Here is a 12858-nt window from a genome sequence, read left to right as displayed (position 1 = left end):
TAGCTATAAATGAATCTAATCCCGCTAAATATTGACACTCTGTATGATCTCTCGTGAGGTCTTAGCTAAACCAATGCTTGCTTTTTCTGTATTTCTTGAAGCCTCCAAAGCCACCTCTGCAGACTGTTTCACCGATTCGATATCGATCATTAAAGCTTCCGCTGCATGACTCTGCGCACTAGATGCAGAGGCCATCATTGCGTTCATATTAGCAATGACCTCTACACGTCCTCGAATGTCTTCTAACGCCGCTCCTGCATAGTTAGCTTTATCAACGCAGGCGGCCGCCTGCTGCTGTCCTTTCTCCATGACGGAGATGACTTGCCCTGATTCTTCACTTAAACGATTAATCGCCTCATCAATATCTCGTGTCGATTGCTGCGTGCGCTGCGCTAATGCCCTGACTTCATCAGCAACAACAGCAAAACCTCGCCCTTGATCTCCCGCCCTTGCCGCTTCTATTGCAGCATTCAAAGCCAATAAGTTTGTCTGATCAGCTATCTCACTGATAACTTGGGTAGCATTGTGAATTTCATCTGTCGCCGCTTGAAGCAGCTCTAATTGTTTCGCTGCCTGACTAACATTACTATCTAACCCAGAAATTGCCTGAATAGTCTCACTCACCGCATCTTTTCCCGCCCTCGCTTTTTCATTAGCTTCCTGAGTATTTGCCGATGCGTCATTAGCTGACTGTGCGACTTCCTCTATTGCGGCTGTAAACTCGTTGATGCTTTGTGAGATTTTCTCTAAGTCCTGAACCTGTCTAGTGATGGCGGCCTCAGCTTGGTGTGCAATATCAATCGTTTCTCGCCCTTGGTTATCTAACGCCCGTGCCGAGTGACTGACCCGCACATTCGCAGAACGTATGCGCGCTTTATTCGTCAATGCAGCTAAATAGATAGAACCTGCCTCCGATACTGAGTTGGCATACATCTCCTCTAACACCTGACTTTGAATAACATCATGCGAGCGGGACACTAACATCCTGATAGGCTTCATACTGTACAACGCCAGACCTGAACATATTGCAGCTCCAGCAATAGCTACGATAGAGGGGACGATCACTGCTTCCCCTGAAAAATATAGAGCAAGAATAGGAAGCAAAGCAGCGAACCAAGGTAGCAGCGCAACCTTCGTATTAATACTCACATCATGAAAAGAAAAACGAGTTTTGTTCTGGTTGATGCGATCATAAACCGCCTGCGCGCGCTTTTTCTGCGATGCTGTTGGCAACGTCCGAACAGATTGGTAACCGAGCGTCTGCCCATGCTCTACAATCGGTGTGACATAGGCATTAACCCAGTAATAACCACCATCTTTACAGCGGTTCTTCACAACGCCTATCCAAGGCTTATTTGCCTTAAGTTTGGACCACATATCTGCAAATACGGCTGGGGGAACATCAGGATGCCTTACCATATTATGCGGGCTGCCGATTAACTCATCGCGGGAAAAACCTGAGATCTCCACAAAAGCATCGTTAACAAATGTGATTTGTCCTTTAAGGTCAGTGGTCGATATCAGCGGTGTTTCATTTTGGAAAGTATATTCTTTAGCATTTACGGGAAGGTTTTTCTTCATTTTTTATCTTCCGAAACCTGACGTACAGTACTTATACGTATTCGATGGGTTATTAAATTTCATACTCCCTGCTTGTATCGACCATATCACTGATTTTTATAGGAATAGGTGCAAATTAATGTATTAACCAATCGTCTAACTATTTTTATGCTTAAAGACTCGACCTGACCCGCAACACAAGGTAGTTTATACCCCCCTGAATTATTGCCAATAATAGAGTTCTACCCATGGAAAGCCTGACACTCCAACCCGTCAAAGCGGTTGCCGGTGAAGTCCGAATCCCGGGCTCCAAAAGCCTCTCTAATCGCATCCTCTTACTTGCTGCATTAGCTGAAGGCACAACAACGATCACCAATCTTCTTGATAGTGATGACGTTAAGCATATGCTGAACGCACTATCCAAGCTCGGTATTCGTTATGAGCTATCTGAAGACAGAACGGAGTGCGTTCTTCAGGGTGCAGGACAAGCCTTAGGAGCTACGGTATCCGAGCTTTTTTTAGGTAACGCAGGTACGGCTATGCGCCCCCTCTGTGCAGCACTCTGCTTAGGAGAAGGCGAATATCACCTCACTGGCGAACCGAGGATGTATGAGCGCCCCATCGGCGATCTGGTCGACGCGCTAAGAGAGCTGGGTGCTGATATTACCTATCTGGGAGATGAAAATTTCCCTCCTTTACTTATCAAAGCGAATGGACTGAACGGCGGCGAAGTCAGCATTAAAGGCAATATTTCCAGCCAATTTTTAACAGCCTTACTGATGTCTGCTCCCATGGCGTCAGAAGATTTGGTCATCAACGTAGATGGTGAGTTGGTATCCAAGCCCTATATTGATATCACCTTACACACCATGGCGCTGTTTGGTGTCAATGTTATCAATGACAATTATGAGCGTTTCACCATCAAATCGGGGCAGACTTATCGCTCTCCTGGCGAAGTCATGGTTGAGGGCGATGCGTCTTCAGCATCTTACTTCCTTGCTGCTGCGGCAATTGCTGGCGGTACGGTAAGAGTGTACGGCGTTGGCGCTGACAGTGTACAAGGCGATAAACGATTTGCCGAAGTGCTTGAAGCGATGGGGGCGTCTGTAATGTACGGCCCTACGTATATTGAAGTGACCCGAGGATCAACGTTAAAAGCAGTGGATATGGACATGAACCATATACCTGATGCCGCAATGACAATCGCTACCACAGCTCTGTTTGCAGAAGGCACTACGGCTATCCGAAACATTTACAACTGGCGCGTCAAAGAAACAGATCGATTATCCGCCATGGCGACGGAGTTGAAGAAGGTGGGGGCTACTGTTGTCGAAGGTGACGACTTTATTGAAGTCACACCGCCGGCACAACTCACTCATGCTGCCATCGACACCTATGACGATCATAGAATGGCGATGTGCTTTTCCCTGGTATGTTTAAGTGACACCCCTGTCACCATTAATGATCCTGGCTGCACTCGCAAGACTTTCCCTGAATACTTCGATCTCTTTAAACAGATCTGTAAATAGCAAAATACCAAAGTGCCAGAGATCACACTGGCACTTTGCTTTCGCCTTTTATTTTGAGCCGCCCCTACACGTTGGAGATGGCATCACAACGCCCTTCTTAGCCGCCCATTCCTCTCGAGTATAGAGGTGCATCGCTAGTGCATGAATTGGGTTTTGCATTTCATCCGCCAGAATTTTATAGATCGTCTGGTGCCGTTGCACAAGGCGCTTCCCTGCAAACGCTTCTGAAACCAACAATAGTTTAAAATGGCTCTCCGTTGCCGGACCAGAGTGCATATGGCTTTCATTTTCTATTTGGATCTCTTCAACGGCTAAGGCTTCCCGCAGTTTACTCTCCATGACCTGAGCTACACTCATTTTGATACCTCTTTTCTTGCTTTCTCATCGGCTAAATCGGCATCCCTTTGCTCTTTAGCTAATGCGAGAAAATGTTTATGTATTTTACGCGTCGCCAACCAAACACTACTGATCACAACAGGGACCGCAACCCCCAGTGCCAGATGTTTATTAAAGGATACACCGCTGTCATAAATAGCATCCATGACCAATTTAATCAGCCCGACAGAGTAATAACTGATGGCAGCAACAGACAACCCTTCAACGGTATGCTGCATCATCAGTTGGATCTTGGAACGGCGATCCATTGAAGCCAATAATTGTTGGTTCTGCGCCTGTATTGATAATTCAACGCGAGTTCGCATCATATCAGATACCCGATCGATGCGTTTAGACATATCCTCCAAACGCTCACCAACCGACTGGCATGTTCTCACAGCGGGTGTTAACCGTCGGGTCATAAACTCAGTAACCGTTAAGTGACCGGACACCTCATCCTCGCGAAGCTCTGCGAGACGCTTGAGCACCAATTCATGGTATGCCTGAGTCGCAGTAAAACGAAAAGTCGTTTTAGCACGGTAATCCTCTACGCGAGCTGCCATATCCGTTAATTCCCCCAGAATAGCCTGCTCATCAATCACACCGCCTTCTGATAAACGCTGTGTTAGGGCTGCTAATTGGCGATCCATCTTTGCTAAATCCGGCGCACAAGCTCTTGCTAGAGGTAAAGCAATCAGGGTCATTAAACGGTAGGTCTCGATCTCCATAAGCCGCTGCGCCAGACGCCCTAATTGACTATCACTCATCCGTTTATTACAAATGAGGAATCGGCCAAAATGGTCACTATGGAGCCTAAAGCTTGTCCATACACGCGCATCACCTTGCTGCGGGCTACTACCCACCAGCCGCATTCCTTCAAAATAGCTTTTCACCCTAGGTAGCATGAGTTTTTCATCTTCACTTTTGCCGGAGTCTTCAACAGAAAGATGAAATGCCGTCACAACCTGGCCGGGTAACCGTTCTAACCACCCGGACGGCAAAGGCGTGACACCCGTACTGGCAAATGGGTCGCTTCGTGGAGGCGCATCAAAATGGATAAAGGTGTAGGTGGTAAACTCCAAGTGTTTCTCACGACGAATCCGAAATGCCCCTAGATCATATTCAGCGCACACCTCATCAGTCGTGGGCGGAGTAGCCCCTAAAATTTCAAACAGCTCCTGAAGATGCTCAAATTGTGAAACTCTCTGAATATCATCAGCCATCAACGCTAAATGACTGACTCTGGCAGGACTCGGTATGACCTGAAAAGGGCGTGAGTGCATCTCTTCATACAATGAGTCTCGCAAAGGATGAAACTGCAAACCCGTGATATCGTCGTTGATCATTGCTAATTCTCAAATACGTACTAAAAAGATAGATTATCTAACGGTGCAACTAGTAAGGTCTCTTCCGTTAGATCAAATACCATCAGCTGATGACCAACGGTAAACCATTGATTGAATAGTTCTAGGGATAGGTCACTTGGCCAGAAATCGCCCATTTCATCCCAAGCTGCCAGCTCATTTTCAAAGATAGCGCGCCAGTGCTGCCCGATCTCACGTCTAAAATCATCCTCGGACTCAACCTCTCCGATCAAGTAGACATTGCCCTCTTTTTGTAAACTACCCAAAGAAATATCACTGGATCCAAATTCGTCAACAGGCAAGGTTGCAACCCATTCCGCAAAGGGTGCTTTCGCTAATAAGGTAAGGGAGGAGCGATTTAAGAGTTTCATGTGCGTTATCAACCTAATCTATTTATACTCTGGGCAAAGCGACTACGAACTATCATGATGCATATACCTGTTCTTAATCAATTAGAAACACGTACCGAATGGGTCTCCTTCTTTCGTAGGGAGCGTTCCTATGCTTATACCCTATCACCATTATGCTTAGTCGATTTTCAAACTACTTTTTTACACCTGACGTTGCTCGATGAAGTGATGTTAGACGGCCGTCAGGCAATTAAATACAGCCTAGGCTCCAAAACCAGTATGGAACCTGCGTGGCAGCTCATTAAAGCGTGTGACTGGCAACTATCTGCTGTGACCAAGGGATTAAGCGATCTGGATTTCAAAAGTAATGTTCGTGACAACAGCTTTTTAGGTGTCCATTCTGATTTATCTGTCAGAAAGTACTTTGCTAAAGATAAAACCTTGATCGCTCCAACGCTTGTCAGGCCACTAGCACCGATAGTAGCCAAACCCTATACTTGGGATTTGCATCATATTTGCTGTTTACTTAGTCACCAGCAACTAAGCGACCCCTGCTTTATACCTGCTCCCCTAAAAGAAGCACCAATAAAAAGCATCCTATTGCGGTTACTGGACACCCCCGCAGGCTGGTCTATTCAGGAAATCGATAATACCTTGCTGTTACGATATCAAGACAAAGCGATTTTAAGCTTCACGCCAACTTACACGGTGCCTGCGCCTCGTTTAAAAGAGGACACAAGCACACTTTGGTCGTTAAACCGTTTCTAGCATCTCTTCTGACAGCCCTGATGCCTCAAGCATCTTACGGGGGTTATCAGAATTTAGCAGAGCTTTGCCTTTTGGGGTTGGGAACTCCACATCGATATCAACAACACGACCATCACGGCAAACGTTAATAATCGTATCCATACAAGACGACAACAGTGAGTATTTTTCATCCGGTGCCGCGATAATCGTCTGCAATCCCAGATCGGTCATAAAACCGAGGGAGGTGATGGTATTTTCCGAGTCGAGTTTATTGAAGGCTTCATCGAATACCGACAGGCTCATACCGCCAACCGCTTTACCATCTGGCCCCTCTTTTAACCGGTAAGCAGCCCCCATTGCAGCAGCCATTGCCACATAGAAAGGCACTTGGTGCTCACCACCAGAACCGGTTTTGATACGCTGAGTCAGGGTTGTTTTACGGTTACCATTAAGGTCTTTTACAACTAATTCAAAGTTGTAGAAGTTACGATAATCTTGCAGGAGGCTGCTTTCACCCTCATCTTTGAGTACGTCGTGGATTTTAGCCAATGCGTCTTGATGAGGCTTATCTTCATCATATTTCAGGTCAAATAGAGAACCGACATTTGCTTGATCTAATCGCGTGTATGCCTCAACCAACTCTAAAATATCTTTCAGCTCAGGATTGGGAGACATCTCAAAACTATACATCTCTTTATGGAAAGGACGGTGTTTGAGGTGATTGTTCAGCTCACGAATCAGGTCTTTGATTTTGTTGATTTGATCATTCAAATGCGCCACAAAATCTGAACGGAACGCCGTTTCTGCTTCTAAGCGTGCACGCTCTGCTTTTTGGGTATAAAGCGCAAGTTCAGAATCTTTGAGCGCTTGAACGGTCTCATCGACATACTGTTCCAGCTCTTCATGAGAGGAATCAGGACCGATCTTATCCAGCCCTTGATGACTCATACCGCCACCATGAAATTTGGCTTTGTAATTCGCTACCGCATCACGCACTGAATATTTTTTCTTCTCATGCAGTGTCAGCTCAGACTGTGCTTTTTTGGCCGCTTCAAAAATGACGCGCTCTAGCTCGCCACCGCAACTTTCATCTAAATAGTCGCGTTTCTCCTGAGCGGATTGGGCATCAAAATCTTTATTCGATTCACAGGTGTTGCGGGCTTCTGCATGCTCAGATAACTCTTGATCCAACACCTCTAATGCCGCTGAGTCTTTAATCATGCTGGTACGGATACGTTGCAACTTATCCATCAGCACTTTGTTCTTCTCTTCAGCCGCCTTCAAATTATCCGCAAGATCTGCAATACGCTGTTGAATCCCCGTATCATCATGATTACGAAGGTCCGTAATCGCTTGGCGATAGCCTTCTATCTCTGTACCTAACTGTTCACGCTGACGCACAAGATCGAATACTTTTTCGCCAGCACCCGCCAAGCTTGTGGTCAAGTTAATAAGGTTATCACGCAGCTTTTCCAACGCTTCATGGCGTTTGCCCATCTCAGTAAACTCAACCATCATCTGATCAACTTGTTTACCTTGGGTTGCTAACTGATCACCACGACGGCGTATACCCATGATAGGCGATAGCTCATTAATAGAGGTGGTTGAGCCTTCCGTCTGCAGCATACAGTCATAGGTTAAAGCACGCTCTTGACGTAACAATTCGGCTTCTGTTTCTACCGCCATCACTCCGCCTAACGCACGATTCATATAAGCTTGAGCATGTTCATTATCTGTATCGATAAACTGTGCAAGCGACTGCGGCTTGGAGCGGTTCATCCACTCATGGGATTTTGCCGTATTCACAATACGACAACCTTTGAGATGTCGACCCTTACGACGATACAGTGTAACCGCTTCTTTCACACGATCAGGGTCAACAATCAAAGCCTCACGACGAGCCCCTAGAAAAGACTCAATCGCAATACGCCATTTATCTTCATTAATATCGACCAATTCACATATCGGCGTGGACTCAATACCATATTCAGACAATAGCTCCATGAGCTCACGGGTGTTGTGGCGAACAGGCGCACGGCCTTGCTTTAACTGCTCAACAGCACCTTTCTGATTCTGAATGCTCGTACGTAATTCATTAATCCGTATTACTGACTCTTCAAATTTACGGCCAATATCACGGCGTACCGAGTCTACACTTTTCTTTAGCTCATCTAAGGTATTGTCGACTTCAACAGGTTCTGGTGGCCACACATCCGCCATCATGTCTTCACCTGAGCGCCATAAATCAACCGAGCGCTTTACTAAGGGGGTGAAACTTTCTGGAAGCAGGTTCTCATAGTTTGCAAAACCCACGGTAGTTCGGAATAAACCATAAACATTCTGGATTTTGTCTTTGACCACACCCTCTTCATGCAGACGTGCTGCAATAGAGTTCTCCAGCGCTTTGATTTGGTGGGCCGCATCTGAGTTGTTCAGCTGAGCACGGGCATTGGCCAAGTTTTGCATGAGATCGCTCATCTCGGCCGCATGAGCTTCCAGCTCGGTCTGAACCTGAGTTTCTTTCTCTTGATTAGACTCTAGACGCTCCTGAGCATCTTCTTTCTTAAGATCTGCGTTTTCAAAGCGAGTCTCATGAACAACCCACTCATACTCCACCGCATTCTTCACATTGCGCTGGATCCCTTTGCAAAGCTCCTGAACTTTTTCCAACTCTTCTATGCGATTAAATACTTCGCGCGTTTTTTGTTCCATCGCGCGATATTCATCCAAAGATTTTCGAAAAGCGCCAACGTGAACGATATTCTCGTCTAGTACAAACTCACGAACGAACTTTGTCGGGCTATCGATCGGAACAAAACGGAGCGCATTCTTGAAGTTTTTGACGAACTTTTCATCATCATTAGGCATCAATGGATCATGACTTAGCGCACTGGTGACCTCTTTTACGAATTTACTCGCCCGTTTTTCTAAGACCATATCAGGGCACTGTTTTAACAGTTCTGTTTTCACCTGTGCCCACGGTTTAGGTAAACGCCCATCCCCTTCTTTGATAGAAAAGTCGTCCAAAGCCACAGAGAAATTTGGCAAGATAAAACGCCCTAAGATCTCCTCTTCAGGGGAAGAAGTCGATGCGCTGATCGCAATGCCTATACACGTTTCCTTCGCTGTCTCTGTATCAAAGAAGCTTAATGCCATATAAGTAATGGAGTCTTCTCGCGCCGTCGCCTTTTTACCGCCATCATCCATAAAACCAAGACAGTAAGTGCGCAACGAGCGCTCGCTTTTTTGTCCGGCTGAGGCGTTGAAGCTAAGATTGCGTTTATGCCCACCCATCAGCACGGTTTGGATCGCATCCAGTAAAGATGATTTACCTGAGCCATTTGGACCCACAATAGCCACATTACCCTTAATAGGAACTTCTACTGCTCCAAGCACATACCAGTTAACCAATACAATACGATTAAGCTGTTTCATCGGCGATCGCCTCCTCTGCTTCTGTCAGCGCATCGCGGGTATCGGTATCGCACAGAGCTTCTAACTGACCTATATAATCTTCTATTACCACTTGGCGAATCGTTGGCAAAATACTAAAAGGGACATTCTTCGGGTCTGTCTCATTAGGACGACCACGCTCAATGACGCCGTGCCGGCTAAACAGAGAAAGAATCTCCTTCATACGCGTTTCATTAGGTAACTCTTTACCTGTCAGATTTTCATAGAGCGACAGGAGTTCGTCAGTGGTTGTAAACGCTTTTCCACTTTCCACCTCAAACTGCTCTAGCTTCGTTTCATACTGCTGTCGCATACACAGCATGAGCAAGGATTCATCAAGGCGCAGCTTAAGATTGCGCTCCTCACCTTTAGGCAAGATACCCATATAAGCTTCGTCTGGCTGATAGATAAATGACCAGCCAATTGCTTCAAACAAATTGGTAAAGTAATCAACATGGGATGCCACCAAAAAGTAGCTCTCACGATGCGAGGAGCGATCAGCATATAAAAACTGACTGGTCAGCAATAAGTTAGCTGCACGGGTAAAATCACCGGCATCATACTGATCACTGCGACTGATAATTTTTTGCAGATCCCCAAGCATTAGCGTTTCCTATAAATTACAAAATCACGACACTCAACCATCTCAGCAACTTGAGTGTAATCATCATTAAACTGGATATTAAAGCGGTCTGCGGTTGCTTTCGCTTTCTTGCCCAACGAAGCAAGGTGGCGGATATAACTAAAGCAGATGTAGTCTTCAATGGTGTTGATACGAAACTCATTAGCGCGCAGGCTTTCTTTGTTCGCCAGATGATCATCCAGGTAACTTTCTATTCGATCGATACGCACTTCACGCCGTTCTTTAAAGGCTTTGAATAGCTGACGTAATTCAATCACTTTCGGATCTATAACCTGCTGTCTGATCACACGAGGCTCAGCTTGAATTCGTCGGCGAATAGGCGAGCGTACGCTGGAGGGCGAGATAAAACCAACAGACTCCAAGGTATCAATCTCCGGTAAATCGGTGCGCTTGGCTACTTCGGTGATCAAACGGGAAAGGCGCGAGGCCATCCCAGGCGTCGTTTTGTCCATATACCGGACAGTATCTGCAACACGTTTTTCTAAGCGATAACGGAAATCATCAATGGTATCTAAACGTTTATCCACTGATTCAAAAATCCGAATAATACGATTGATATGCTGATGCACCATCGCTTCAGCATCTTCATAGTTCGATTCAAACTGCTCCTGATAGTGGCGAACCAGCTTATCTAACTTCACCATATCAAACTGTAGATCACGCAACAGGGATAAAATCTGACGACGAAAGCGAAACGGATTATTCTTGGTTTTCAGTGTTTTATAATCGGATACCAAGATATGTTCAACGAAGCGGTCAAAAAAGCCTCGAACCACTTCTTGCGGGCTTTCGGAGTTAGCTAGGCTAATCTTTAGCTCTCGCAAGCCCAGCATCATATCGGTTAGATGAGCACTGAACTCAGCCGCTGTTTGAGCAGCTTCTGATAGCGTAATCCCGCGCCCCGCAGGATCATTAACTGCCGACTCTAACGAGCTTAAAACGTTGAGAACCGCACCACCATATGAGCGTTTTTCCAACGTAGAGATGGATACCAGCGACCTTAACAAATAACTGATGGAAGGCGACATCAACACAAAGGTTCGATAAATCCTTTGCTCTTCCTCTATCCAGCCGGTTTGCACTAAACGCCGGTAAATCCGGTTGGTATATTCTGCGCTAGATCGTGGGAGTTCAGCATCGTCTGTATCATCCTCTTCCGGCTCCCAACGACGCACACCTAAACGAACCACGGCGTCTTCGATGGAGGAGCGAACCAAATCTTTCGGAATGAAAGGGTCAATCAGGTCTTCGTCGAAGAAGAGATCAGCCAGTTGCAGTAAAACGGCCTGATATATATACCGATTTTTACCTGATAGGGGCAGAAATAAGTCGTCGGGGAGCTTATTAAAAAGCATTCATCATCCAATACGAATCTAGGTTAATTGCACTCTGTTAGGCAACAGCAAATGAAAGTTCAAACGAGGATTCTAGCTTAGGTAGCTAAGACAAAAAAGTGGATATTGGATATTTGGAGCATTCTAAGCAGGTAGGATCGGCTCATCTCAACACCTTACTGGCATTTCAAACAAAACATTTATGAGCTCATTAATCGATTCTTTTTCAAAAAATCGATTAATGCCCTTACTTTTTTGGGAACAAAATCGGCCTTTGGATAATAAACACAAGCCCTGTGTCTAGGACTCTGTAATTCAGGCAGCACATGAACTAACGTTTTATTGTCCAGTTCTTCGAGCAAAATTTCTTTAGGTAGATATACGATCCCTAAGCTGTTTTTAGCAGCACTGATCATAATTTCCGCACTATTGACGTATAACACACGGTTTAAAGCTACTGTCTGCCTTTCAAACACCCACTCCAACGGATACTTCTTATCACTGTAAACCAAGCAGCGTTGATGCCGTAACTGAGCTATTTCGTTGAGAGATGAGTGCTTTTCTACATACTCAGCAGATGCAAAAAGTTGATTGTGATAAGAGTAAAACGGCACCATGACAATAGAGTTTGAGTCATAGTCTTCTATCTCTCGACAGATTGATAAATCAGCATGAATTGACGGAAGTTGATCAATCTGATGATGCAGTAACTCATACGATATCTCAGGATACTGGCGTTGAAAGTCAGCGAGAACAGGCATAAGGAAACGGCTAAACAAAGGCTGTGGTGCGGCAATACGAATGATACCCTTTACATCCGCCGCCAAATTCGACGCCTCATCTAAAGTCGACCGCCATTCATATTCTAACCGTGTCACTTTTTCGTAAAAGCCTTTCCCTGCTTCAGTCAGAGCAATGCGCCTAGTTGTACGGTTCAGTAACTGTACGCCTAACGACTCTTCTAGCTTAGTCAGTTGTTTGCTCACTGCTGAAGCATTAACACCAATCTGATCTGCAGCCTTAACAAGAGACTGGTTATCGACAATAGCTTTAAACGTTAGCGACCATTCAAACTGACTCACAATAATTCCCTAATGGACATTTAGAAAGTCCTATTAGATCGATTATATCCTTTAAGGCATTTGTTAAGCTAAATTTTTAACTTATAAGGAAGGAAACTATGCAACCCCCTATATTTGAAATCCTTACTTGGAAATCTGCACCAAACGTCACCGAAAAAAATATGATTGATAGCATGAGTCGTTTCGGTAACTTAGTGTCGACACTCCCTGGTTTTCTCCACCAATCACTCTATAAACGAAGAGACGAGACATGGGTGTGTGTGTACTTTTGGGAGACGGAACAACAGGCCCATGATTCTAATGATCTTGTTGCGGGCACACCGGAATTCTCAGAGCTCATATCCCTAATTGAGGAAGGAAGTATTACCATGGAAGTCCTTACTGCTCTGCAAGAACGGGGTATAATTGCCTAATAAAGCGG

Annotated in this window: 11 protein-coding genes; 3 read left to right on the top strand and 8 right to left on the bottom strand. The window is 45.4% G+C overall.

All coding sequences use genetic code 11. From position 1 onward, the window contains the following. Positions 1-24: 24 nt before the first annotated feature. Complete coding sequence (locus F0U83_RS06230; protein WP_138988716.1) at positions 25-1581, bottom strand: methyl-accepting chemotaxis protein; 1557 nt, start codon at positions 1579-1581, stop codon at positions 25-27. A gap of 227 nt (positions 1582-1808) precedes the next feature. Between F0U83_RS06230 and aroA the strand changes: the two genes are divergently transcribed. Next, positions 1809-3089 carry a 3-phosphoshikimate 1-carboxyvinyltransferase gene (gene aroA, locus F0U83_RS06225; RefSeq protein WP_138988715.1) on the top strand — a complete coding sequence of 427 codons (1281 nt, stop codon included), beginning with the start codon at positions 1809-1811 and terminating at the stop codon, positions 3087-3089. A gap of 48 nt (positions 3090-3137) precedes the next feature. On the opposite strand, the gene F0U83_RS06220 is transcribed toward aroA, so the two are convergent. The 3 genes from F0U83_RS06220 to F0U83_RS06210 are packed head-to-tail and all read right to left on the bottom strand — an operon-like array spanning position 3138 to position 5199. Next, complete coding sequence (locus F0U83_RS06220; RefSeq protein ID WP_138988714.1) at positions 3138-3446, bottom strand: BolA family protein; 309 nt, start codon at positions 3444-3446, stop codon at positions 3138-3140. Next, positions 3443-4810, bottom strand: a complete 1368-nt coding sequence (locus F0U83_RS06215) for a DUF3422 family protein (RefSeq protein ID WP_138988713.1) — start codon at positions 4808-4810, stop codon at positions 3443-3445. The genes F0U83_RS06220 and F0U83_RS06215 overlap by 4 nt, the downstream gene beginning before the upstream one ends. A gap of 20 nt (positions 4811-4830) precedes the next feature. Continuing rightward, positions 4831-5199 (bottom strand): hypothetical protein, encoded by a 369-nt coding sequence (locus tag F0U83_RS06210; RefSeq protein ID WP_138988712.1) that lies wholly within the window; start codon positions 5197-5199, stop codon positions 4831-4833. Between F0U83_RS06210 and F0U83_RS06205 the strand changes: the two genes are divergently transcribed. Continuing rightward, positions 5200-5946, top strand: coding sequence for a hypothetical protein (locus F0U83_RS06205; protein WP_150036799.1), 747 nt, complete (start codon positions 5200-5202; stop codon positions 5944-5946). On the opposite strand, the gene F0U83_RS06200 is transcribed toward F0U83_RS06205, so the two are convergent. From F0U83_RS06200 to F0U83_RS06185, 4 genes are all read right to left on the bottom strand, one after another. Then, positions 5932-9360, bottom strand: a complete 3429-nt coding sequence (locus tag F0U83_RS06200) for an SbcC/MukB-like Walker B domain-containing protein (RefSeq protein ID WP_138988710.1) — start codon at positions 9358-9360, stop codon at positions 5932-5934. The genes F0U83_RS06205 and F0U83_RS06200 overlap by 15 nt on opposite strands. Continuing rightward, complete coding sequence (locus tag F0U83_RS06195) at positions 9347-9982, bottom strand: DUF4194 domain-containing protein (RefSeq protein WP_138988709.1); 636 nt, start codon at positions 9980-9982, stop codon at positions 9347-9349. The genes F0U83_RS06200 and F0U83_RS06195 overlap by 14 nt, the downstream gene beginning before the upstream one ends. Continuing rightward, positions 9982-11376 carry a Wadjet anti-phage system protein JetA family protein gene (locus tag F0U83_RS06190; RefSeq protein ID WP_138988708.1) on the bottom strand — a complete coding sequence of 465 codons (1395 nt, stop codon included), beginning with the start codon at positions 11374-11376 and terminating at the stop codon, positions 9982-9984. Before F0U83_RS06190 ends, F0U83_RS06195 begins: the two co-directional genes overlap by 1 nt. A gap of 179 nt (positions 11377-11555) precedes the next feature. Further along, positions 11556-12437: a LysR family transcriptional regulator gene (locus F0U83_RS06185; RefSeq protein ID WP_138988707.1), complete on the bottom strand. Its 882-nt coding sequence runs from the start codon at positions 12435-12437 to the stop codon at positions 11556-11558. A 98-nt stretch (positions 12438-12535) separates the two neighbouring features. Here F0U83_RS06185 and F0U83_RS06180 point away from each other — a divergent pair, with 98 nt between their 5' ends. Further along, positions 12536-12850, top strand: a complete 315-nt coding sequence (locus F0U83_RS06180; protein WP_138988706.1) for a hypothetical protein — start codon at positions 12536-12538, stop codon at positions 12848-12850. The last annotated feature ends 8 nt before the right edge of the window (positions 12851-12858 follow it).

The sequence above is a fragment of the Neptunomonas concharum genome, assembly GCF_008630635.1.
Taxonomy (GTDB): domain Bacteria; phylum Pseudomonadota; class Gammaproteobacteria; order Pseudomonadales; family Balneatricaceae; genus Neptunomonas; species Neptunomonas concharum.
This window is presented reverse-complemented; position numbering and strand designations above follow the sequence as displayed.